The following is a 24982-nucleotide window of genomic DNA, read 5'->3' on the forward strand; positions in this document are numbered from 1 at the left end:
AAGATATCCACCTAGGTGATACTTTACCTATTGAGATGAGGGCACAATGGAGCACTTTTCTACTATATACCACAGCAAAGTATGTAAGCTTAAACATCGCTCTTACCGGTTAGCGGCATTAAGTGTCCTTTTTTTTAGCTCGCTACTAGGCTCAACCACTCTGTATGCTCAAGGTATATACATGCCTATGATGCTTCGTCCTGAAAACCTTTATTTTGAAGTGGGAGTGGGGCAGGCGGAGCAAACGATCCCAACAATTGGTTTCAATAATGACGCATCTGATACACAAACATCGATTCGAATAGCGATTGGCCAAGAGGAGCCGACAGCACTCAACTGGATGACTGGGATTGATTTTGGTTACAGTCATTTTGGCACCGCGGACCTGCGTTTGGCGAGCGGCGATCAGATTCGAGCTAAAACATCTGCATTGGATCTTTCTTTGACGACGACTTATCGAATTGATCAAATTTGGTCAATATTTGGTAAGGGTGGACTTGGTTATATGATTTCAGATGTTGAACGTTCTAGTCTGGGGACAAAGGAGCGAGATAAGGCGTTGAAACCTCTATTAGGACTAGGGCTACGCTTACGTGTGGGGTATGCGGTGGATGTTAAAGCAACGGTAACGCATTATTTTGGCGATAAATCTGTGGAAAATACCGAGCAATATGTGCCTGTCGTGGATGAGTATTTACTTAGTTTCCATTTTCCTTTTTATTAAATTGGCCGAGATAGCTTAAATTGGGCCAGATAGTTTAAAGCAGGTAGCGAACTTGATTTTCATCAAAGGATAATTTATCCATTAGTTCAGTGGCTTTTTCTCGGCTCTCATCATCGAACTGCACACCATACTTCCAATATTGATTGCTGCGTTTCTTATTCTTCACCACGCCATGTAGGACCAGTGATTCATCCCCATCAGGGCTGTCGACAAACTGTATGTCGATCTTGTCGCCCAGCTTATAGTTGGTGTGCTTTTTATCGATGAAAATTTGACAGCCGTTGGCGGAGAAATCACGGATCTGGCAGGGGTGTTTGTGAGTCTCTGGGTCGAGAATGCCGGCGACGGATATCTCTAATCGAGCTTCAGATCGCAAGCCGTGTACGACATCAGCACTGGCGGGTAATCCTACAGCTATAACGCTTTTCCCCGTACCTTCCATTGGCATAATGAACTCTATCTGGCTACGAAAGTAAATTCTTGCACCTTCCCCACGTTGTGACAGGGCACATGCTTTGACGGGAGCCCCTTTTTGGAAATATAGCTGGAATTGCTCTTGGCTGAGCTCTGGTGTTTCAAATAAAACGAAATTGCTAGAGTGCAGTCCAATATACTTTGAACGGCATTTCAACGGTTTTCGACCAGTCGACGCAACATAGAAGGCGATTTCGTTAAGTGATGAGACTAGGGATAAGGCGTCTTCCCCTTTTAATATGGCACTTTCCCCCGCAGGAGACACTGAAGGATCAGTTGCAGGGCTTACGGGTTGATTATTGTGTTCGGTATCGCTAGCTATCTGAGTCATTGTCCTCACCCTATATTCATTCAGGCATCGTATAAAAGATATGACAAGATCCAGCTTTTTGTGAGATTAATTGCATAATTATGTGAGTGGCTTTCCGTTTACTTGTTCACAATCAGGCTCATTGCGCTACGTCGAGTACTCGGGATACATCATTGGTACGATTAATTCCCAAACATTGCGAGAAACTAAAACATCACGGCTGCCATACAGAAGTATTACGGCTTCCATAAATAGATAGCCAATGCGATTTTTCCACTAGGGCTAATCTCTATTCCCTCTTGTACTAAGAGTTTTTCCTGCAGTTCAGCAGCAGGGCCCTTCAAGGCTATTTTACCTTGGCTATTTACCACTCGATGCCAAGGTAGCTTGGTGTTGTCTGGCAGGTTTGATAGGGCTTTCCCTACTTGTCTAGCGTGGCTAGGGTATCCTGCCATGTGGGCAAGCGTACCGTAAGTTGTCACTTTTCCATGTGGAATTTGGTGAAGTACCGCAGTGATATGAACTAAAAATTGGTCCATAATAACAATGTCCTAATTCAATTGTTGCCAAGGATAGGTATAAGGAGAGGACATGGTATTTTCAATGTTTCAGTTTGTCATCACGACTTTATTGGCGGTGGTCTGTGCTAGAGCAATCAGTTTAGGAGAAGGCGAGGTCCCCGTACTCGCAATGCTGATTCCTGCACTCTGGATTGTTCCACAGCGTAAATTATCTGGCGTTGTTCTTATGCTGGGTATGACCGCTTATGGACTTTCCCTGCCGTATCAACCAGCATCTTTGTCCGTTTGTGTCTGGATGCTCATCCCTCTATTAATGGTCGCTTTTTCTAAGAGAAGCAGCATTGGCGTTGTTTGGACAACAGCACTGATTGCGGTCACTTTACTGATTGGTCTTATGGTCACACAAGCTGCGGATAAACTTGGCGGCAGTGCGATGATGACGGCGATTCAAACGTTAGCGATTGTGGCAATTTGGTGGGGAGCGAGCAGTTGGAAGCCTACCAATCAGCGGCGCTGGTGGTCGTTAGCACTTATCATTCCATTGTGGATTGCCGACCTTAATCATGCCGCGGTTGTTACCGTATGTATCTTGGGTATGATGGCCTCAATGGAAAGCTTCATCAAACCTAAATTCGATGGTTGGAATCAACTGTTGTGCTGGATACTGCCAACAATCGGTTTCGCATCGCTTGTCATCGCACCAGATATTGACGTTCCGAGTTCTGTCTTTGTCGTGTGGATGTGTTTGCTCGCGACAGCTTGGATGACCGATTACATACTGCGCTCTGAAGAAGAGAACGAAGAAATTTAATCTGGCTCATCAATTGATTGGGGAGATTATCGATTCATCGTGAGAAAATTGCACGCAAATTGTCTATTTTGAGCAATAGCTGAGCAAACAAACTCAAGTGCGGTGAACTTGGCTACTTTATGCTTGCAAAGATAAGGCAGATGCTTGATAATCCTTCCCACTTCTTCGGGAACATACAACGAAGAAAAACGAATCTATGGGGGCTCTGGTCCTCCCGCAACAATAGCTCGTGAACTCGGTCAGATCCGGAAGGAAGCAGCCGCAGCGTGTGACTTGTGTGCCGGGATGTGGCTGGGGCTTCCGCCCATTAGAAAAGCCGCTTATAAAGCGGCTTTTTGCTATTTGAAACCTGCAACTTATGCGAACATAAGTTGCAGGTTTTGTTGTATATGAGCGATAGACTTGCAGGGCTCATTGCGGGCGATCTTCTGCTTCAAACTACCGACAAACTATTTTACTCATATCAGGGAAATTGCCATAATCGCGCCAATTTAGCTTTCGGTGTGCCTCTGATGAATCATACATTTATCCAATTACTCGAGAAGAGCGTTCCATTAGATTTTGGAACGGCTTGTTGGGCTCATTCTTCCTATGCTCTTCCAAAATACCAGAAACAGTTGTTTTCTGCGTATCAGATAGATTTTCCAACTCAACTCAAACAAGCGGTTCCTAAGCGTTGCGCTGAGTTTCTTGCTGGGCGTTATGTTGCTCAACAAGCAGTGAAAGAGCTTACAACCCGAGTGCATCAAATTCCCGTTGCCAACGATAGGTCTCCAATCTGGCCAGAAGGTATCGTTGGTTCGATTAGCCATACTGACTCACAATCAATTGCGGCCGTAGCTTTTAAAGAGGACTGCCAACTCCTAGGGTTAGATCTTGAGAATTGGATTGAACCTGATTTGGCGTTGGAGCTTTCATCTCAGATCATCGATAGCACAGAAATCGATCTTTTGTCTGAAACGGAATTATCCTTTCATCAAGGTCTGACATTGATTTTTTCAGCGAAAGAAAGCCTTTATAAGGCGCTTTATCCAAAAGTTCAGACCTTTTTTGGTTTCGAGTCCGCTCGGATAACTAACATCGACCAAGGCAAAAGGCAATTTACCGTATCGCTCATACAAGCTCTGACCAAGGAATACTGTAGAGGCTGGCAAGTCACGGGGTGCTATTTTTCCACTGAGGATACCGTGTTGACAATTATCTATGATTAAAGAGATTTATCTTGTAAAGCAGTGAAGTACCTAGTTTTTTGTCTGCAGTTCATGGAAGAACGAGCGATATAAATTTAAAATCCTTTGTTTGTATATTTACTGAACACCCCCTTTGAAATCCTCCTAAAAAATATGTTGTCATTTTTTGATAATTGTCACAAAATTTACTTTTATTGTTGCTAGTTTTATTTATAATGCGCGGCCTTGGGCTTTGTTAGAATAAAAAATGTTTAAAAACTAAGCCCTGTGAGTGAGGAAAACTCAGACTTTATCGTGAAGAAAGTAAAAACCTCACAATATGATTACGTCTAAATCTTTCTATAGGGCAAATGACATGTTGAATGTTAATTCAGAAAATAAAGAATTCTATTCTTTGATATCACTCGATGGAGCGTTGGATATCAATACTCATGAGAGTTTTATTCAGAAATCACAAGAAATTTATTCACTATCAAACTCCCATATCGCTATGGATATTGATAACCTTCGCTACATCAGTAGTGTTGGCCTAAGAGCTTTTGTTTTGCTTTTTAAAAAGTTAGCGGCGAGCAACCATAAGCTTGTTCTCTATAGAGCTCAACCAATGGTAAAAGAAATTCTGGTTGTTTCTGGGTTTTCAAAATTAATGCCAATGTATGAAGACTTGAGTGAACTAGAATGTGCTCTTTCTGAGTAAATACACTAAGAAATAGTCTTCTCCCTACAGAGGGCTTGGATCTAAATAGGTCCATTTATCTATTACTGAATTAATACGCACATGTGTTGATTCTTTAAGTTGTGCTGAATACACTCAATCTCAGTTGCCATTTATATGGCGGCTTTTTTTGTGTGCCCGAAATATAGTGATATTAATTTTTCCAGTTCAGCATAGCGAATATCCAATATCGAAAAACTGAGGTTTTTAATGCAAATTGCAGCCAGTCATTACCTTAAAGGTATGTACCTTTCATATCAGAAATTAGATGATGAGGAAAAAGTTCGTTATCACCTTCCTTACCTATTGAAGCTTAAAGACGCATCACAAGTCGATTTGTCTCGGCTGCAACAGTGCTACGAAAATTTTATTCAGCAACATTACAACCTCAGAAGTCAGTTTTCTATTGATGCTAATGGCGAGTTGATCCAGCAGATTAACGAAAATGTTGAGGCTGTGATTACCTCGGATGAGTATGCAAGATACTCAGATTTGATCAAACAAGGTTTTGAGCTAGAAAATGCGCCTTTGTGTCGCCTTTATGTACTCAATGATCTGGGTGAAAGCTACTTGTTGTTCGTATTTCACCATATGGTTGTGGATGGTAATAGCGTCCATGATTTGGTGAAATCGCTTGTCGATAGCTACGAAGGTCACAACGCTGAATCAGTGGCAGTCGGTGTCGATGGTTTAAAGAAATACCTAGAATGTGAACAGAGTAAGATTCAGACAGCTCGTGATTATGAGAATAGCGCACTTGAATTGCATACAAATGAGCTAAGTCTTCCGTGGCAGCACGTTTCCGCAAAGTCATTCGAGGTTCTCGAACAAACAGGCTGTTTTGACCAAGACCTTTATAAAAAACTGATTGAGTTTTCTGAGAAAGAAAAGGTTTCAGTGTTCAACATCCTAAAAGCAAGCTATGGGGTTTTGGTTGCGCGTTACTCTCAAAGTGACGAGTTTATCATCGGTTACCCGTTCTATACTGCGAGAGGTCATGAAGTTGAAGGGTGCTTCGTGAATACAATTTTTGACACTTTTAAACTCAAGCAGAACTTCAAAGAACAAATTCATGCTCAGTCTATTGACGAGAATTTAAAAGTTTCCCGCTACCTTCCCGCGCCGGAAGCGCTGGACCGTGCGAAGTCGATTGATGCCTATCCGAGTATTAGCATGACCATGACAGATATTGGTCATGCTCCATCGGAACAATGGCAAGCCTCACCTGTCGCGGTAAACCTTGGTGACAGTGACCTTAACTTTGCCGTTCAATTGATTGACGATACTGTGAAGTATCAGTTTGTATACTCCAACAAGATTGAGTCCCCAATCTTACCTCGATTGAGTGTCCATTTTGTCAACTTGCTATCCAATTTACTTACCGATCCTCAGGCTGATTTAAAACGTATTGATTACCTTGGTCACGATGAAAAGGCGTTGATGCTGGAGCAATTTAATAACACGGATGCCATGTATCCGAAAGACAAACAATTTGTTGAGTTGTTTTCTGATGTAGTGAACAAATATCCGAACAGCAACGCGCTGGCATTTGATGGCGATGCCATGACTTACCAAGAGCTCGATGATGCATCAACGCGACTTGCGAATTATTTGGTGTCGCAGCACGGTGCAGGGCCTGAGAAGGTTGTTGGGCTCTTATTTGACCCATGTTTCGAGATGATCATCTCTATTTTAGCCGTCTTGAAATCCGGTGCGGCTTACGTGCCAATCGCGGTGGAGTACCCTCTAGAGCGTCGCCAATACATGCTCGAGAACAGCGAAAGTATTCTTCTACTGACTCACTCAGAATTACAGAGTGAGATGAACGCTGTCTTTAGTAATACCATTGCGCTTGATCAATTTAACTATAGTGCCCAAAGTGACCGCCTTGATAGCCGTGTATCACTGAGTCAAAACCTTGCTTATCTGATTTATACCTCAGGTACAACAGGCAACCCGAAAGGGGTGATGATTGAGCATGGAACATTGACCAATCTGTGTCATTGGTATGTTGATACTTATGAGCTAACTCACCCAGTAGCAACGACAAAATACGCAGGCTTTGGCTTTGATGCTAGTGTAGTTGAGATTTTTCCGTCTCTCATGTCCGGTTGCTGCTTACATATTATTCCTAAAGAGATGAGGCTAAATCTTCCTTCTCTTTATGACTATTTTAAAGAACATAAAATTGGAAGCGCATTTTTGCCAACCCAGTTTTCCGAAGTCTTTATGCAAAACCCTCTTGTTGATCTAAAACACGTCATGGTTGGCGGAGACAAGCTCAAGCAGGTGAACTTAGAGTCGCCAACGACTCTTCATAATGGCTATGGTCCAACAGAGGCTACCGTTATGACAACGGACTTCGTTGTGGATGCAGAATACACCAATATTCCAATTGGTAGACCGCTAGCAAACTACAAAGTGCATATTTTGGATGCGAATCTGAATCTATGTCCATTGGGTGTTCCGGGCGAATTGTGTATTGGAGGGCTTGGACTGGCTCGGGGGTATTTGAATCGACAAGATCTGACCGATGAGAAGTTTATCCAGCATCCAGAATTTGGCCGTATCTATCGTACTGGCGATCTGACTCGCTGGAAAGAAGATGGCAACATAGAATTTCTTGGTCGTCTTGATTTCCAAGTGAAAATTCGTGGATTCAGAATTGAATTGGGTGAAATTGAGTCACGTTTAACCGATATTGAGCAGATTAATGACTCTTTGGTGTTGGCTCTGGATGATGCGAATGGCAATAAATACCTCTGCGCTTACTATGTGAGCCAGCATCAAATTGATGAAGTTGAGTTGCAACGCGAACTCTCCAAGCATGTTCCAGAATACATGATCCCAGATGTCTTCGTTCATATGACGGAATTCCCGCTCACGCCTAACGGTAAAGTGGATAGACGAGGACTTCCGGAGCCAGATAAAAACCTTTTGACGCCAGAATATGTAGCTCCTCGTAATCAGACCGAATCTATTTTAGTCAACGAAGTTGCAACGCTACTTAACTACGAGCGCGTGGGTGTGGCTGACGACTTCTTCAAACTTGGTGGTAGCTCGATTAGTGCCGTTGCGCTTATTGGTAAGTTATCTAAGCTTGGGTACAGAGTGAATATCTCTGACATATTTAAAAACTCGAAAGTTGCAGATTTGGCCACAATTCTGGATTCAAGCACTAAGATTGAGGCCATTACCAAAGCTCCTGAGCTCGAATTTTATCCGGTCACGAGTGCGCAAAGAGGCATTTACTTAACGGAAAAACTGCAAGGGCCGGACACCACCTATAACCTCTACCTGAGCATCAATATTGAAGGTAGCCTAGATAAAGAAAAGCTCGGCCTTGCGATTGATCAACTTGTTGACCGCCACGAATCACTGAGAATGTGTTTCGATTATGTGGATGGTGAAGTTGTTCAGTATGTCTCTCCACAGGTCACTGTTTCTAAGAAGATAAAAAAGATATCGGAATCAGAGATTGAAAGTAACATTTATGATTTGGTTCAACCTTTCGATGTCGCCAATGGCCCACTAATCAGTGTTGGCTTGCTGGAGATCGAAAGAGATCGTCATGTATTAGTGCTCAATATGCACCATATTGTGGTAGATGGTCTTTCTGTTCAGCCTCTGATGGACGATCTTTTTGCGCTATATGACGATAAGATCAATGCACTTCCTGAGATAAGCTACAAAGATTATTCGTATTGGTATGCGCAACAGTACCTAGCATCTGATAGCTTCTCGGAAAATAAAGCATACTGGAAACATCAATTGGATGGTGCCAGCGCGCTTGAACTGCCATATGAAAGAGCGAAAACCGCGAGCAATGCGTTAGATCGCAATAATGAAACGGCTCGCGTAGATATTCCATCCGATCTTGCCAAGCGAGTGGAAGGCTTTTGTCAGCAGCATAGCCTGACTCCATATATGTTTTTTGTCGGTGTTTACGGCCTTGTTCTGTCCAAGTATGCACGTAACAACGATGTGGTATTCGGTGCCGCCGCATCTGGGCGTCTAGATAGTTCAGTAGAAAATATGGTGGGCATGTTTGTTAACACTTTGCCACTACGTTTGTCTGCTGAAAACGACAGTAGTTTCTCTCACTACTTTTCAAGTGTTAAAGAAAACTGTTTGGGCTTATTAAAGCACCAAGGCTATAACTTTGAACAGATTATTCAAGAGTTAGGCAGCGACTACAGCACTCTAGTTGATGTGTTCTTTAACTATTTTGAAAGTGAGCCTTCTCACCACACAGGTGGCTTGAAATATCAAGTTACGACGCCGGATCCGAAGGTTGCTAAGTTTGACCTCACTATGATGGTGAACAAAATTGCAGGCCGTTACGTACTGAGCGCCGATTATCGCTCAGCACTCTTCGGTCAAGATATGGTTATTCGTTTGATGAATCATTTCTTGCAAGCTGTTGACGTTGTAATAAATAGTGATTATGCCGAAGATCAGCTTAGCCGTATTTCACTGATCACTTCGCCTGAAAAGAAGCAGATCATTGAGGTATTCAATGATACCGCTCAAGCGTATCCAAACACTAAAACGCCAATTGCTCTCTTTGAAGAAAGTGTGCAGAAGAACCCTAACACCACCGCGGTTATTTTTGAGTCGGTGAAACTAACTTATGCAGAATTGGATAAAAAGGCGAACCAGTTAGCTCATTATCTAATTGAGGACGGTGGCGTCACTCCAGGAAGCAAAGTAGGGGTTTTGGTTGATCGCTCTGTAGAAATGATCGTGAGTATCTTGGCCATTTTGAAGGCAGGGAGCGCGTATATTCCACTGTCTAAGGAATACCCGCAAGACAGAATCGCTTATATTCTCGAAGACTCACAAAGCTCACACTTGATTGTATCAGATAACTTTGTTGATCAATTGGGTCCAGTGGCTACATCGAGTCAGCATCAGCTGGTGAATATTGATCAAATCAATTATCAGCATCACTCGACGAGCCCAACGGCAATCGTACCTAGTATCGATGACGTGATGTACGTGATTTATACTTCGGGAACCACAGGTAATCCTAAGGGTGTAGAGATAAACTCAGGAACGGTGACTAACTTAGCTTCAGGCCAGATTAATAAGTTTGGCGTAACTGATGACGAAGTTATTTTGCAGTTCTCAGAAATCTCATTCGATGCATCGGTCGAGCAGATTTGGATAGCGTTTGTCCGTGGCTGCTCGCTACTGCTTATTCGTAAAGACAAATTATTAGACGCAGCTGACTTTGAACAATACTTAGTTGAACATAAAGCGACCCATGTTCATGCAGTTCCGGCGTTTTTAAATAGCATTGACATGAACGAAAAATCGCATCTCAAGCGTGTGATTGCTGGTGGAGATGCTTGTACGGTTGAATTGGCGAAGAAGTTCGTCGGTAGCTGTGATTTCATTAATGAATACGGCCCGACAGAAACGACAGTAACTGCGATTCAGTATCATATCCCAAAGGGCACAGAACTCACGGCGATGAGCTCATTGCCGATCGGTAAGCCTCTGACGAATTACAAAGCGTATATTCTGGACGAAAACTTAAACCTTTGCCCGATTGGCGTACCGGGTGAGCTATGCATTGGGGGCGAATGTCTGGCCCGAGGTTACTTAAACCGCCCAGAATTGAACGCGGAAAAGTTCATTTATCATCCTGAACTCGGAGAATACATCTACCGTAGTGGTGATTTGGCTCGTTTGAAGTCGGATGGAAATATAGATTTCCTTGGAAGAATTGACTTTCAAGTTAAGGTTCGAGGTTTCCGGATTGAGCTGGGTGAAATTGAGTCCCGCATTATCGAATTTCCTAGTGTGACAGATGCTTTAGTGCTTGCTCTTGATGATGAGCAAGGGATGAAGTACTTGTGTGGTTACTATGTTTCATCTACCGAGTTTACAGATTCAGACCTGACAGGAGAGCTGAAAAAGCACCTGCCGGAATACATGATCCCAAGTGCATTTGTGCGTATGGACACTTTCCCTTTGACCCCAAATGGGAAAGTAAACAGAAAGGCAATGCCAAAGCCTGAAATCACCTTTGAAAGTGAGTTCATTGAGCCTCGCGATCTTGTTGAAGAGAAGCTATGCAAGCTGTGGGAGAAAACGCTCGGGCTTGCACGAGTTGGGATTTGTGATGACTTTTTCCGCATTGGTGGCAACTCAATCAAGGCGATTGGCTTTATTTCTGAGGCAAAAAAGCAGGGACTTAACTTAAAAATTAATGACCTGTTTAAGAATCCTACGATCAAGCAGATTTCTGAGAACGTTGATATTCAGGCATTTGATTTAAACAGTAACCTTGATCAGATTAAGCTGAATCTGACACGACCACCTAGTGATGAATTGAAGCGCCAAGTCGAACTTGAAAGCAATAAAGCTGTTGCTCGCTCTCAGACTTGGATGGACAAACTAGAAGAAAAAGATCTTGCGGAAAAAGTGAATGGTGATTGTGTTCTGGTGACAGGGGCAACGGGTCACTTAGGCGCGCATATCGTTTTTGACCTTCTTACGCAGGGTAAAGAAGTGATTGCGTTGGTTCGAGGTAAAAACGATTCACATGCACGTGAACGTTTGGAAGAAAAGCTTGAGTATTACTTTGGTGATGACTATAAAAAGTTCCAAAATAAGTTACAGGCGTTTTCCAGTGATCTTGAAGAAGCGGATCTTGGCTTAGGGCAAGATTGCTATCAGAGTTTAATCTCAAGGTTAGATGCAATCATTCACTCTGCGGCTAATGTGAGCCATTACGGTGAGTATGAAGTTTTCTATCGGACCAATGTATTGTCTACAGAAAACTTGATAGCGCTAGCCGAGAAAGGCTCTCAAGTTGGTCTCCACTATATATCGACTCGCTCCGTTTGTGAGGGAATCAATATCAAAGGCCGCGAGGTTGCGGCTTATGCTGAGTGTGACACTCCTAATGTGGAAGACAGTATCGATAATGTGTATCTCAAGACTAAGTTATTGGGAGAACACAGGGTCATCGATGCAAGAGAGCGTGGGTTACGTGCCAGCATTTATCGAGTTGGTAACTTGGCATTTAACTCACAAACGCTGACGCACCAATCAAACTTAGAGAGCAATGGCTTTTACAAGACATTGAAGAGCTTTTTCAATATGGGAATGATCTTTGATGGCTATCAGGTTGAAATGTCGTGTGTTGATAAAACCGCCGAAGCTATCTGTAAGATTTTTGACCGGAAAGCACTGCAAAGTGGTACTTACCACGTATATAACCCCAACAAGGTTAAATATGCTGAGATTTTCACAGCAGAAGATAACCCATTGGCTATTGACGTAGTTTCTGTCTCTGAATATATCGATTCGTTAAAAGAGCGTGCGGAAAGTGAATTATTCAAGGGCTATGTTGAGGATCAACTCTTGCACTTAGGGTGGAGCGAGAAACAATCCAAGGAAAGTACTCAACCGATTGTTATTCAGGGTATCACCAATAAGGCGTTGGCCATGCTTGGGTTTGATTGGGGACAATTAACAGCGGTCCATTTAGTTGACATGATGAAGAATGCCCTCAAATCAAGGATTGATTATCTTTCTAGCCATTCTCTGTTTGAGAAACTGGATGAGAAAATGCTGACAAGATTAGCATTAAAATCAACACTTTCCTCATACTCTGGTGATAAGCGCGCTGCTTTTGAAAGCGACAGCCGTGAACTAAGTGTTGTTTACTCTGGTTTTGCAAGCTTGTCATTGGCCTCCCCAGGTGGCTGGGAAGGGACGGTTCGTATCTTATCTGAAAGCAGCTTAGTTAATACCGGGTCATTGCTGACATCCACCATTAGTTCGAAGGGCCATCTAGACTCTCTTGTTGGTGAATTTGGGTTGTTAAAAATCGATCAGCAGTTAGTGAAAGATGTACTTGCTAAAGAACCAGAGTTTTTGATGTCGTTATTAGAATCAATATCAGATGAACGTGACGCATATAGAAAAATGCTTGTAATGACTCACTAATATTTTTATTAATCAAACATAACCAAAGTCTCCGGGTACTTCCGGAGACTTAACTTTTCAATTTAAGTAGAACCAGTTGCTATGAATGCTGTTAAAAAAAATAGTCCACTTGTGATCAATCTATTGATGATGACTATCATCATTGATGTTATGGGAGTTGGGCTGATCTTTCCCGTAATACCAGAAATAATAATGTCTAAGGCGAGTCCATTCTTTGCGCATACTGTTGCGCGCGAATCTCGCTATTTCTACTACGGACTTTCAATGGCGCTATGGCCACTAGGCGTATTTATAGGAAGTGCTCTAATAGGGAAGCTTTCTGACCTTTATGGCCGAAAAAAATTATTAATTATCACAATCTTAGGTATCGTTCTTTCCTATGCACTATCCATAGGTTCATTTTACTCTACCTCTTTGTTTGTATTTTTGTTTAGTCGATTTCTGTGCGGTTTTTTTGGCGGTAGCTTTAGCTTGGCGCAGGCATTTATCCTAGATATTTCATCAGACGATCGTCGAATGAGAAATTTAGGCTTAATCACCTTAGCAGCATCAATCGGCTTGGTCATCGGCCCTTTGGTGGCCACCGCCTTAAGCTATTTTGCGACTACACCTGAGCTTTCCTCTGTACTTCCATTTTGGTTTGGTGCTGTCTTAGCGTTAATTAACGTGTTGAATATCGTTATCTTTCTACCTAAGGTTCCAACCCCTTCAAACAATGAGAGTAAGCTCAATATACTTAAGTTGGTATTAAGCTTTTCAGTGATGTTTACTGATAAAAGGGTACGCTTATTAGCACTATGCTTCTTGTTTCTACAACTAGGTTGGGGATACTTTGCTCAATCGTTACCTTTGGCGTTAGAACAAATCTTCCACTTCGCCCCCGCGATTGTTGGTGTATTCTTTATTTTAATGAATGCTGGTTATTTATCTTCAACGCTTTGGATTCAAGACAGAATGCTGAAGAAGTTTGATGTTGCAACAGTTATGGTATTTATCGCAATATCAGTCGCCGCTTTACTCGCGCTAGCTGGAATTTATGTATCACCTTATGTGATGGGGTTTGTTGCGTTTTTTGCGTCGCTAATTGAGATCATTCTATACACTGCCGTGATGTCTGAAGTTGCAGCGCAAGTTAATCCTAGTGAGCAAGGTGAGTATATGGGAGGTGTGACATCGGTATTTGGTATCGCTTGGTTCCTCAATGCATTTAGTATGGGTCCTGTTATGACAGCTTCAATAACCGCGCCTTTTTTCCTAGCTTCTATCGGGTTATTAATGTGTGGTCTATTCGCCTACTTGTATAAAGTGAAGCAGACTAAGAGTGTATCCTTAGCAATAGCGGACGCTTAATAGAGGAAGGAACCGAAATTCTATACTAGATATATGGGTTGACATGGAAGGCATAGATCGAATCCTATGCCTCACTTATTTCTGAGACCTAGGGAGATTACTCGAGTCAGAGGGTTCACAATGAAACATAATATCAGATTGCTTGTGATAGATTACTTTTTGGATGTGTTATGGATATAAGAAAAGAATACCTAGATATTGCACTTTATGATCTCAAGGTTGAACTGGCCTCTTTTAAGGAAGATATACACCTTCACACTAGTAATGAGTTGGGAGGACAGGTTTTTAAAGTCGAACTAATTATAGAAGAGTTGATGACGAATTCATTCAATCATTTACTTCCTAGCGATTCTGCCATAAATGTGTCGTTTATTATTTCTAAAGATTTAACAGAGATTACCTATGCCGAGTATCCAGTATCTGACTTGAATGTGGAGGATGTAATTGATAATGCCAAAGAAAAAACTATGGAAAGTCCACTACAAGAGATTGGCGGGCTTGGGTTATTACTTGTTGAGTCTTTTAGTGAAAATATAGATTATCGATACGATTTAGATAATCGTCGTCGAACTTTTATATTGAAAATTTGATTTCGATACTAAATTAACTATACATTTCATAGTGAAAAGTTGGCCTATATGCTAGACCGAAACAAGAGCGTTTATCACAAGTTATATAAGACCAGTCGTTTATTAATAACGATAACCGTAATACTGTTATTTGTCGTCCTGTTTTATGTACTTACAAATTATTTGATAGATAAGAAACTAGATTTTGTCGATGACAAAATTGATCACTTACATGGGTTGTCTGATAGTATTGAAGGGAACATTACTGCTACCGCTGATATGTTTCAAGAAATCTACGCTAATCCTACTCGCTTGGAAACTAATATACTAAGCAGTATCGAGTTTTTTAAGCGAGTTGGTGATCGTAGCAACTATTTTTATGGAATAGGCTATGCCATTAATCCGAAATATAAGGATTATGGGGTTTATACCTACATGAATGATGATGACCACATTGTCGCTGATAGTATGGAACAAGTGTATAAAAAAACTGGCACTCATTATTATCAAAGGCCATGGTTTGTTCGTTCTCTAAAAGATAAAAAAAGTTTTTTTCTATCCCCTCAACCGAGCAAGTTTGGGAACCTTGACTATACAGTCACTTATTGTTTCCCATTTTTATATCATGATAACCTGTATGCCGTCGGTATCATCGACGTTTCTATGAATGCTTTTTTTAAGATTTTATCGGCTGAGGCAAACATGGATAATAATGTCCAAGTATTCTATGTTAGCCAAGAGTATGATGATCATCCTCGGCAGTTTATCAGTCTTGATAGCAAAAAAGAAAATGTACCGACGGAAAAGCTAAATTGGCTATATGGCAGTAATAAGCTCAAGTTTTCAAAGTGGACTTATTACGGAGGGTATCTTTATAATAAACCCACATTTATGGGGGGAGCCTTTAGCTTTATCATAAAAATATATATTATTCCTCTTATTGTAAAAATGCTAGGTACACTTCTCATCGTATTAGCATCGGTACTGGCTATATCGTACTATTTGAGGAGGTTTTCTAAAGAGTCGATAAAAACAGTGACACTACCCATAGAAAACCTTCTTAGCGAAGTCAACCGCATTGCTTCTGGTGATTTGGATAATAGGATATTGGCGACGACTGGAATTTATGAACTTGATAAACTCAGTTCTTCCGTTGACAGTATGCGTAGTGACATTTGCTCCCTGATAAAAAAAGAAAAGGACAGTGAGAGTCTTAAGTCTGGTATTGAACTGGCCTCTCGAATTCAAGCTGCTTTTTTATCTCAGTCAGATTTTGAAAGGAAAAACAAGTGTGACTCCTTAGATGTTTACTTCGCATATGAGAAGGGGAATATGATCAGTGGTGATATCTATTTGGTTAGTAAAATAGAAGATAGCTTATATATTTTGATCGGAGATGCGTCTGGAAAGGATGTTGCAGCTTCTATATTTTCGATATTTGTTCTAGCAAGGTTTAAGGTGTTATTGAGTCGCCAGTTAGCGCCTCAAGAGCTATTGACCGAGTTGAATGAATATTTATGTGAATTTAATAGCGAAACTATGTTTATAACAGCTACCTGCTGTAAAATAAACATGAAAACAATGGAGTGTATCGTCTCAAATGCTGGGCACTCCAGACCTCTTCTTTATTCTCTCTCGCAACCTGATGTTCAGGAAGTTGTATGTGACAGTAACTTGGTATTGGGTGTTCTTCCTGGTTATACATATACGGCCACTCGATTCATAATGAGGCAGGAGGAAGAACTGATTCTTTATACGGATGGAATTACCGAAGCTGCCAGTCATGAGGGATATTATGGCGAACAAGGGTTGGTTGAATTTATATCAACTTTAAATCGGAATAAAGTACGAGATCCAGCCAAAGATCTTATCTCTGATGTCGCACGCTATAACAGTGATGGGAAAGATAAAGACGATCGGACCGTGATATGGGTTAGAAATGTTAATAATTAAAATAGGTCGTGGATTATCACGACAACTTAAATTTATATTAGTTTATTGCTAATAGCAACTAATGTTGGTGATTTGCACGATTATATTTCGAGTCTTAATTCTATGCTTCATAGACTAAAAGTGTACCTGACACCTTAATAGAATAAAATGATTAGATTGTGTTCTTTTGTTTTATTCAGTTTTACGATTAATTTTTACGGTTTAAATTAAATGACTATTCAATTACAAGTTAATGAAAATATTATAAATAGTGGTATCTGTTTTCCTGAGGGATCAAGGTGGCGAGAAGGCAGCCTATATTTTACCGATATTGATGGCCAAGCTGTGTATTGTATCGGTTCAGATGGCATAAAAACCAAGTTATTCGACATGCCATATCCGTCAGGGCTCGGCTGGTTGCCATCGGGTGCTATGATTATTTCTTCTATGCGTGAGCAGAAACTATATCAGTGGCATGGCGGTGAATTAGCTGTCTACGCTGATTTATCTACAGTAGCTAAATCTTATCTCAATGATTTGGTCACAGATCCAAAGGGCAATGTCTACGTTGGCGATATCGGATTTTTATACGGTAAAGATCCGGAGCAACCTGGAAATGTTATTAAGGTGGATCAAGACAAAAATATTTCATCTGTTTGCGATCAATCCATGTTTGCAAATGGGATCTTGATTGATGAAGAAAATCAGAGATTGATATTGGCTGAATCTTGCGCGGAGAGAGTTGCTCAATATGATATGGATTCAGATGGCAACCTAACGAATAAGCGTGATTTATTCAAGATAGAGAAGATGACCCCTGATGGCATCGCACTTGATAGCGAAGGATCCTTGTGGGTTGCCGATCCGTTGGGTCGTCGGGCTGTGATTCGAGTTAATCAATCGGGGGAAGTGACACATGAGATCCCATTTTCTGGTGAACATTATCCGTTTGACTGTGTATTAGGTGGAGAAGATATGAAGAACTTATATATCATGAGTTCAACAGCCAATAATACTCAAGGCAGGGTGGATATGGTTCGCGTAACAACTGCTGGTAAGTTGATGTAATTTCATGATGGCGCTTACTGAGTGAGCGCCAATCTGCATTGCCCGAGTGCACTTAACTCTAATTAAGCTTTATGTAGGGTACGTTGCAGTCTGACTGGAAATAACTCAAACCTGACGAGATGCTATGACGGAGTTGTAGGTGGATGCGCTACGGAGATACCTGATTTCAAAAAAGAGGATTAGCTATCCACAAATGTCATTTCTTCATACTGAAAAGATAGAATTTCCTCATAAATCAATGTGTTGTTGCAATGTATTAGTACTATGCATACTGAAAGTATTGATTACGGTTGATATGAGGGAATGTAGAAGTATTGTATTAAGAGAGCAGGTTAAAAAGAAATATGAAATGTACCAATGAGTTGATTGGCGCTATTTAAAATATCACCTTGATGTTTCTTTTCACAATATGAGAATTCCATATCAGGGTCTCCCACATTGCCATTAACTCGAACATGACGTAATAGTACGTCACTATTTAATTGGTGTATGGATGATTGCCAAGAGATACCACCCTTTAGTATGTTGAAACTAACTTTCATTTGTTGACTTGCTTACTGCTCTTACTGCTCTTACTGCTCTTATTGCTTTTGCCACGGCATTGTTGAAACCAAAACCGTTTACGACCTAACGAACGAGACATAATTGCCCTATATAGTTATTTCTTAGCCCCACGCAATGGCAGCCCATTGAGATGGCGTAAGATATGTATTTTATTTATAGAGTATGAGAGAAAGACTAGGAAACGTAACAAATATGAGAGGAGGTGTTTGGAATGTTTAACTTTCGGAAATACGGTATAAATGTGCTGGGTTGATGAAGAAGAATTAGATGACGCAAATCATCTTAGAAGATATTTGCGTCATCTAAAAGAATTATAGTGCAGTTACGTTAGCTGCTTGAAGGCCTTTTTGACCTTGCTCTACTTCAAAAGATACTTTTTGGCCTTCAGTTAGAGTTCTGAAACCGTCAGCAGCGATTGCGTTGAAGTGTACGAATACGTCAGCGCCGCCGTTGTCTTGAGTAAGAAAACCAAAACCTTTAGTTTCGTTGAACCATTTAACTAGACCAGTTGTTTTATTAGACATGTTGTGTCCCTTATATATTTGAATTCATTAAATTATCGTGATATCACGGTGCACTGAAAGTCGAATTATTTAATTTACGATAAAGCAAGGGAAAAACTGAGAATAACAACAATAACGAAGAAATACTGAGGATTTAGCTTTTACTTAATGTTTCATTAATAACTCTTAACGACAGAGCGAGGACAATAATACATTGATTTAGATTATTGTAAAGACTTAATTTGAAATTAATTGCCCTCAGGGCGCAATCAGTTGAAATCACCCTGGGATTTTAGCCTTAGTGATTACCTCTAAGGGGATGTTGCTTAGGCTAGTAGAGGTCCGGAGGCTGATGCTGCGGGGGCTGATGGAGAGGTCGTCAATTTTACGTTGAAGCCAAGAGCTGAAGTAGGTGTGTCAGTGAGTATCGTTTGCAAAGCCCACAGTTACGTTAGTCTATGTATCGGTGGGCTTTGGCAGAAGCTTTGACTATAAAGAGGTGTTCTCTTGCTGGCCCAGCACTTCTTTTAAGGCGAACATGCCATTGAGCGCTGCCGGGAAGCCTGCGTAGACTGACATTTGTAAAATGATTTCTTTGATTTCTGTTGCTGTGCATCCCACGTTGAGGGCTGCGCTGAGGTGAACCTTGAGCTGTGGCTGACAATTACCTAGCGCGGTTAAGGCGGCAACGGTTGCGATCTCTCGCGACTTCACATCAAGGCCAGGGCGCGAATAAATATCGCCAAAATTTTCTACCGTTGCTTTCGCGAGATCGGGACAAATGTCTTGTAGGCTTTCGATTACCTTCTCTCCAGCACTGCCATCAACGTTTGTTAACTGCTCCAACCCGATATCAAATCTAGACTTTTCCATGTTGTTTCCTTTTCAGTTGTGTTCGAAGTAGGGCTAGTATGGCGCGGTTGTTCTCAGATTTTAATACTGCATAATGTTCATGGACTATGTAACTAAAGGTATATAATTGTGCGTAATGGTGAATACTCTGAACTCAAGGCGTTTCTCGCCGTCTCTGACAAAGGTAGCTTTTCTCAAGCGGCGAGTGCCCTGCAGGTTTCTCCTTCAGCGCTGAGTCAGATCGTTCGAAGGTTAGAACAAAGGGTAGGAGTACAGTTGTTTAGTCGTACGACACGAAGTGTCAAATTGACGGAGAGCGGCGTGCAATTTTATCATAGGGTTTCGCCTGCACTGCAAGAATTGGCTGCGGCAGTATCGGACATTCAACACAGCTCTGGCACTACCTCTGGTGTGGTGAAAATACACACGACATTAAGGGCTTCAGAAACGATATTGGCCCCTATTATTGGTGAGTTTTATCAGCGTTTTCCCGATATTTGTTTGGATATTATGGTCGAAGACGCATTGGTTGATATCACCCAGCAAGGTTTTGACATAGGGATATGCTTAGGAGAGTTTTTGCACAATGACATGATTGGTTATCCGTTAGGCGGCCCATTACGCATGGCCGCTGCCGCAGCGCCAAGTTATCTCTCGCAGCGAAAGGCTCCAGTGATTCCCAGTGATCTTCTTGACCATAACTGCCTCAATTGGCGCTATATGGCTGATAAAGATGTTTACCGTTGGGAGTTCTACCAAGACGAGCGCTGGGTGTCAGTTAACGTGAAAGGATCTCTAACAACCTCCAGTCGAGAACTCGCTTTATCGGCGGCGCTACAAGGAGTGGGCATTGTTTTTTGGACGGAAGACAAGCTAGAGCGATATGTTGAAGATGGCCGTTTAGTTCGGTTGCTAGAGCCGTATTGCCCCCCATTTGATGGCTGGCATCTGTATTATTATCGGCAGACACATATGTCTGCGGCTAGACGTGCCTTGATAGATTTTTTAAAGGAAAAATACCCTAGATAGGTGTTGGTACTGGAACGCCTTACTGGTATCAAGAGTGTGACTGCCCAGTAAGGCTCTAAACAAAACTAGTTCTTCGTCAGGTGAACGGGGCGACTGATCAATTTATCTATCATTGATTTGATCGCGACCATTTGCGGTGCATTTTTAGTGGAGTAGTTCTGCGACCAAGATAGCAGTGGTGACATTGATACGCTGTAGCCCCAAAAATCCCAGCAGCCTTTTGGGTTATACGGATAAGGGCCACTCGACTTTTTCACTTGAGGAAATAAAACGATAGTGTTGTTCGTGTCTGCGGCTTCAAGGTAGCCAGTGCCTTTGACGTAAATATCGCCGATCTCAGACATTCCTTGTTCGCAGCCGTGCATCGCGACATGAACTTTACACTGCTCGGTACGGCAACTCGTTGGGACGTAGACGAAAGCAGATTTATTCATACTAGCGAGTTCGTTGTTGAAAAAAGCACTTTGATCGAACTCAATTAATTCCCCTGTCCAAGTCGCCGCCGGTGGATTTTGCGAGCCATAAATGTGTTCAAAGATTTTTTGCGCTTGAGGGAGATCGCAGTTGTTGATGAAGGGCTCTTGGGTTTTTTTACACTGGGTATCTGCTTGGTTGGTTGTGATAAATGCGTGCCCCGCATCCACGGTTTTGTCGTATAAAATTTGGTCCCGTTTTAGCCCAAGGACTTGATAGAACTTTTCTGTGCTATCAACCACGCCAGTAGCAACGGTATGGTCATTTTTTCCCGAAAAAATATAGACTTTATCGCTTTTTAGATGCTCAGTACTGTCGATTCTTTCAGATTTAGCCGCTTGTTTTGCCAATGATGCGAGATAGTTACTGTTGGGGAACATCATTGTGGGGCAGAATGCTTCGTTGAGCTCACAAGGGTTCATACAAGTTGTCGTTGCGTTAACGATAGGTAGCGCATATGGGTTGTTCGCGGCGCAGTTCCACGGCCCTCCGGCAACTATACCCACCCCCATAAGATCTTTGGAATAAGCCACGTGAAATTGGGCTGCCATGAAAGCGCCGGACGATAAACCTGATATCGATGTTTTATCTGCGAGCGCATTCAGCGCAGGGAGCTCAGCGGTAGTCGCGATCGCGGCTCCGCTGTGAGCTATAGCCAATGCGATAATGGCTGGTTTGATTCCTTTCAACATAGTGCCTCCTGGCAATACTACTTTAATGAACTGACCACGAATAAACGGATTGCTAATGAATTGATGGTTCCACCTTATAATTAAGACAAACTTTTACTGAGAAACAGGTCAAATAAGTCGAGTTTTAGACGGAAATGCATAAAATTACTAACCAGCTGAAAAAATGAAATAAAAGCGCTGATTAATTCAACTTAGCTCTCTATTGGCGTGGAAGCCTTCGAGACTTTTTGATTAGGACAATGACACATTGAAACAACACCTAGAAAAGCCCTCAATCTCACCGTTTACACGCTTTATGGCGCTTGTCCTGCAAGGGATTTTATTTAGCGTTATTTATCAAGTGTCAAATGGGTACGCGGATTCAAACCAAGTTAACCAAGTGATGGCGACTCACTTAGACACTATGATCCCGTTGATCCCTTGGATGATTGTGCCTTACCTCAGCAGCGGTGCTTATTTTCTGCTTGCGTATTGGTTTATCGACAACCGCACAGACTTTCACTTTTTAAATCAATGCCTGTTATTGTCGACGGTTATCGCTGGATGGTCGTTTTATTTCTACCCACTGTTTTTTGGCGAGCTAGCCATTAATATCGCTTATCCATGGAAGTTAGGTTTTGACTTGATTGGCGCAGTGGATAAGCCCTTCAACCAGGCTCCTTCGCTGCACGTGATGTATGGCGTTGTACTTGGCGTGATATTCGTGAAGCGATTTACGGGTTGGCGGCGCGTGCTGATAGTCGGAGGTATCGCCTTGATGGTAGCCTCGACACTGTTTGTCCATCAGCATCATTTGGTTGATGTAGTGAGTGGGTTAGCCCTCGCAAGTATCATTTGTCTAGTGAGCCAAAAGGTAGCGATATCTGGATTAGCGCTGATCTATTTTACACTGGCTTCAAGTTGCATGCTTCTGGGGCTTGAGGTAGGCAGTGTTGTTCATATTATTTTCTATGGACTGTGTTATTTAGCGCTGGGCTTTGCTCTTATTTCGATCGCGTATCAAACCAACTGCGTGCGACTTTTAGGTAAAGGTTCTAGAGGTGAGCTGAAAACCCCAAGTAAGCTGTTGCTTGCGCCTTACCGTCTGGTGTATTGGTTGTTTTGGCGCTGGCAAGTCAGCAAAGATACGACGCCAGTCAACGCGTTTTTACCATGGTTGGGCGTTGGGCGGCGGTTAACAGGAAAAGAGCTGAGCGAGCAAAAGAGTTTGACTCACATTATTGATTTGGGGGCGGAGTTGCCAAGTGATTATCGATTAAAGAGTCAGTGGTACGGTGATTGCGTAAAACCTATCTATATCAGTCTGCCTGTGCTCGATCTTCAGCCGATTACATTCGATGACGCATTAGCACTTTGCTGCAAGTTGAATGAAATACATGAAAGTAGCGATGATGTTCAGGTTTATCTTCATTGCACAATGGGTTTGAGCAGAAGTTATGCCATGCTGGCGTGTTATTTGGCTTTTTCTGGGTTTGGTTCCGCAGTAGAGGTGAAAGAAAAGATATGGGATTTGAACCCTAACGCCGTAATACGGGCGAGCTACTTGAGCAATGACTTACTAGATCGACTCACACGGGGTGGCCTTTTAGCAAGAGTAACAGGCGCTCAAACAGGCACTTGAACAGGAAATCCAATAGGAAAATAATGATGGCAAGTGAATGGTTTATTGTGACTCTCATGCTGCTGATTACACTTGGCACTCTCATGACCCGGCGTAGCCACTCAGTGTCACGAGATTTTTATCTGCGAGTGCGCTCGTGGTGGTGGATGATTTTGCTGCTGACCGTTGTTACTTTTTCAGGAGAAAACGCGCGGCAAGTGCTATTGCTGTTTATTGGTTGGGTTAGCGTGTATGAAATATCGGTGGTGAGCAAATTAAAGCGACGAGTACAGGGAGCGGGCCACGCTGTTGTGTTGATGTTGGTGTTCATTGAGCATTACTTTGCTAATCCTATCGTGTTAACGGTTGCAGCAATTGGCATATCGCTTATCGTCTTTTTCTACGGCTTTCGTCGACCATGCGATATTGCGAGCCAGCGCGCGTTCAACATATTCATTGCGTTACTTATTATGATCACCGCTTGTTTATCACTTCGCTATTATCGTGACCCGGACACAGTTTTTGGATTGATGCTGTATTTAATTTTTGTCACTCAATCGTGCGATGTGTGCCAGTATTTCTGCGGTAAGGCATTCGGTAAGCGTAAACTCGCACCGAACCTAAGCCCGAACAAAACTTTAGAAGGAGCCGTTGGCGGGGCTTTGATTGCTGCGTTGCTCGCGACAGGCGTGTCGCAGTTAATTACGCCTTTACCACTGCTAAGTGCACTTTGGTTAAGTCTTGTTTTGGTGTCACTAGGAATAGCCGGAGATCTCTATGTTTCTTGGTTTAAAAGGCGCAGTGGTGTGAAAGATATGGGCCGCTTAATTCCCGGCCATGGCGGAATGATGGACAGGGTGGATAGCTTATTGTTTAGCGCGCCAATGTTAGCGGTTATCGCCGCCTATTTAATACCTGTGTGACCCAACCTAAAGGCAGCAAGTTTAGTGATTTTATGAGCCATTTCATTCTCATTGGGAACACCGCTAGTGATTTATTGCGGTCAATTGCCTGAATTATGTGTTGGACGGCGCGCTGCTCTGAAATTAAAAACGGTTTGCGTGAAGCATCCCCTCCATTCAGTGCTCTTAATTTTTCGGTATTGATGTAGCCGGGAGCAATCACAGTGACATTGACGCCATCGTGCTTTATTTGATTTCGGATTTCGCCCGCGTAAGTAATCATATGAGCTTTCTGATTGCCATATAAAGTGGGCTGTGCGCTGCGCACTAAGCCAGCAACAGATGCAATAGTGACTAGGTGCCCGTGTTTCTGCGCCTGCATCTTTTTCGCTCCCCAGTCAAAACAGGCTTTAAAGGCCGTGCTATTAACCGCGGTCAGCTGTTCGGTTTCTTGAGTATTTAGAGTTAGGCGGCGTTCGTTGAAATATTTTCCAGCGCAATAAATCAGGATATCGATCACTTGATCTTGCTGATCTAAAAAAAATGCCGATAGCTCACTTTGGATGGTGACATCCAGTTGGATTTGGTTCAGTTGGAGATAGGCAGAGGTTTCGGGAATTTTGGACAAGTCTCGGCCGCATACAGTTACTGTATGGCCAGTATCTAGATAGTGTTGAGCCAGTGAAAAGCCGATACCGCTGGTGCCGCCAATAATAATGATATTCATAAATTTC

The 24982-nt window shown here is 42.3% G+C and carries 18 protein-coding genes and 1 other RNA gene; 13 read left to right on the forward strand and 6 right to left on the reverse strand.

Annotation, left to right across the window (positions count from 1 at the left end; all coding sequences use genetic code 11):
* Nucleotides 1-181 precede the first annotated feature (181 nt).
* Nucleotides 182-724 carry a hypothetical protein gene (locus L4C34_RS01395; RefSeq protein WP_428787550.1) on the forward strand — a complete coding sequence of 181 codons (543 nt, stop codon included), beginning with the start codon at nt 182-184 and terminating at the stop codon, nt 722-724.
* A 34-nt stretch (nt 725-758) separates the two neighbouring features.
* Here L4C34_RS01395 and L4C34_RS01400 read toward each other — a convergent pair whose 3' ends face one another.
* Together L4C34_RS01400 and L4C34_RS01405 are read right to left on the reverse strand one after the other, a co-directional pair.
* Nucleotides 759-1529 carry a PilZ domain-containing protein gene (locus L4C34_RS01400; protein WP_428787551.1) on the reverse strand — a complete coding sequence of 257 codons (771 nt, stop codon included), beginning with the start codon at nt 1527-1529 and terminating at the stop codon, nt 759-761.
* A 215-nt stretch (nt 1530-1744) separates the two neighbouring features.
* The gene (locus tag L4C34_RS01405) at nt 1745-2047 is read right to left on the reverse strand and encodes an MGMT family protein (RefSeq protein ID WP_428787552.1); all 303 of its coding nucleotides are present in this window, start codon (nt 2045-2047) and stop codon (nt 1745-1747) included.
* 52 nt (nt 2048-2099) lie between these two features.
* Here L4C34_RS01405 and L4C34_RS01410 point away from each other — a divergent pair, with 52 nt between their 5' ends.
* The 9 genes from L4C34_RS01410 (at nt 2100) to L4C34_RS01450 (ending at nt 17632) form a co-directional block, all read left to right on the forward strand.
* Nucleotides 2100-2840, forward strand: coding sequence for a VP0952 family biofilm-associated protein (locus L4C34_RS01410; RefSeq protein ID WP_428787553.1), 741 nt, complete (start codon nt 2100-2102; stop codon nt 2838-2840).
* Between the two features lie 203 nt (nt 2841-3043).
* Nucleotides 3044-3140: signal recognition particle sRNA small type (ffs, locus tag L4C34_RS01415), an RNA gene on the forward strand.
* 89 nt (nt 3141-3229) lie between these two features.
* On the forward strand, nt 3230-4051 hold the full coding sequence (locus tag L4C34_RS01420; protein WP_428787554.1) for a 4'-phosphopantetheinyl transferase family protein: 822 nt from the start codon (nt 3230-3232) through the stop codon (nt 4049-4051).
* Nucleotides 4052-4385: 334 nt separating this feature from the next.
* The gene (locus L4C34_RS01425) at nt 4386-4727 is read left to right on the forward strand and encodes an STAS domain-containing protein (RefSeq protein WP_428787555.1); all 342 of its coding nucleotides are present in this window, start codon (nt 4386-4388) and stop codon (nt 4725-4727) included.
* Nucleotides 4728-4955: 228 nt separating this feature from the next.
* Nucleotides 4956-12713 carry a non-ribosomal peptide synthetase gene (locus tag L4C34_RS01430; protein WP_428787556.1) on the forward strand — a complete coding sequence of 2586 codons (7758 nt, stop codon included), beginning with the start codon at nt 4956-4958 and terminating at the stop codon, nt 12711-12713.
* A 150-nt stretch (nt 12714-12863) separates the two neighbouring features.
* Nucleotides 12864-14063 carry an MFS transporter gene (locus L4C34_RS01435; protein ID WP_428787768.1) on the forward strand — a complete coding sequence of 400 codons (1200 nt, stop codon included), beginning with the start codon at nt 12864-12866 and terminating at the stop codon, nt 14061-14063.
* Nucleotides 14064-14233: 170 nt separating this feature from the next.
* Nucleotides 14234-14653, forward strand: a complete 420-nt coding sequence (locus L4C34_RS01440; protein WP_428787557.1) for an ATP-binding protein — start codon at nt 14234-14236, stop codon at nt 14651-14653.
* Nucleotides 14654-14815: 162 nt separating this feature from the next.
* Entirely contained in the window at nt 14816-16585 is a 1770-nt protein-coding gene (locus L4C34_RS01445) for a SpoIIE family protein phosphatase (RefSeq protein ID WP_428787558.1), read from the forward strand.
* 210 nt (nt 16586-16795) lie between these two features.
* Nucleotides 16796-17632, forward strand: coding sequence for an SMP-30/gluconolactonase/LRE family protein (locus L4C34_RS01450; RefSeq protein ID WP_428787559.1), 837 nt, complete (start codon nt 16796-16798; stop codon nt 17630-17632).
* Between the two features lie 875 nt (nt 17633-18507).
* Here the strand turns inward: L4C34_RS01450 and cspE are convergent.
* Nucleotides 18508-18720: a transcription antiterminator/RNA stability regulator CspE gene (gene cspE, locus L4C34_RS01455; RefSeq protein WP_428787560.1), complete on the reverse strand. Its 213-nt coding sequence runs from the start codon at nt 18718-18720 to the stop codon at nt 18508-18510.
* Nucleotides 18721-19188: 468 nt separating this feature from the next.
* Nucleotides 19189-19572 carry a carboxymuconolactone decarboxylase family protein gene (locus L4C34_RS01460; protein ID WP_428787561.1) on the reverse strand — a complete coding sequence of 128 codons (384 nt, stop codon included), beginning with the start codon at nt 19570-19572 and terminating at the stop codon, nt 19189-19191.
* Nucleotides 19573-19680: 108 nt separating this feature from the next.
* Between L4C34_RS01460 and L4C34_RS01465 the strand changes: the two genes are divergently transcribed.
* Nucleotides 19681-20580, forward strand: a complete 900-nt coding sequence (locus L4C34_RS01465) for a LysR substrate-binding domain-containing protein (protein ID WP_428787562.1) — start codon at nt 19681-19683, stop codon at nt 20578-20580.
* A 65-nt stretch (nt 20581-20645) separates the two neighbouring features.
* Here L4C34_RS01465 and L4C34_RS01470 read toward each other — a convergent pair whose 3' ends face one another.
* Nucleotides 20646-21746, reverse strand: coding sequence for an extracellular catalytic domain type 2 short-chain-length polyhydroxyalkanoate depolymerase (locus L4C34_RS01470; protein WP_428787563.1), 1101 nt, complete (start codon nt 21744-21746; stop codon nt 20646-20648).
* A gap of 247 nt (nt 21747-21993) precedes the next feature.
* Between L4C34_RS01470 and L4C34_RS01475 the strand changes: the two genes are divergently transcribed.
* Together L4C34_RS01475 and L4C34_RS01480 are read left to right on the forward strand one after the other, a co-directional pair.
* Entirely contained in the window at nt 21994-23367 is a 1374-nt protein-coding gene (locus tag L4C34_RS01475) for a hypothetical protein (RefSeq protein WP_428787564.1), read from the forward strand.
* Between the two features lie 23 nt (nt 23368-23390).
* Nucleotides 23391-24269 carry a phosphatidate cytidylyltransferase gene (locus tag L4C34_RS01480; protein WP_428787565.1) on the forward strand — a complete coding sequence of 293 codons (879 nt, stop codon included), beginning with the start codon at nt 23391-23393 and terminating at the stop codon, nt 24267-24269.
* On the opposite strand, the gene L4C34_RS01485 is transcribed toward L4C34_RS01480, so the two are convergent.
* A complete protein-coding gene (locus L4C34_RS01485) occupies nt 24241-24975 on the reverse strand; it encodes an SDR family NAD(P)-dependent oxidoreductase (protein WP_428787566.1) in 735 nt (244 codons plus the stop codon). The two genes, L4C34_RS01480 and L4C34_RS01485, sit on opposite strands and share 29 nt — an antisense overlap.
* Between the last annotated feature and the right edge of the window lie 7 nt (nt 24976-24982).

Source organism: Vibrio profundum (genome assembly GCF_050337555.1).
GTDB classification, from domain to species: Bacteria; Pseudomonadota; Gammaproteobacteria; order Enterobacterales; family Vibrionaceae; genus Vibrio; species Vibrio profundum.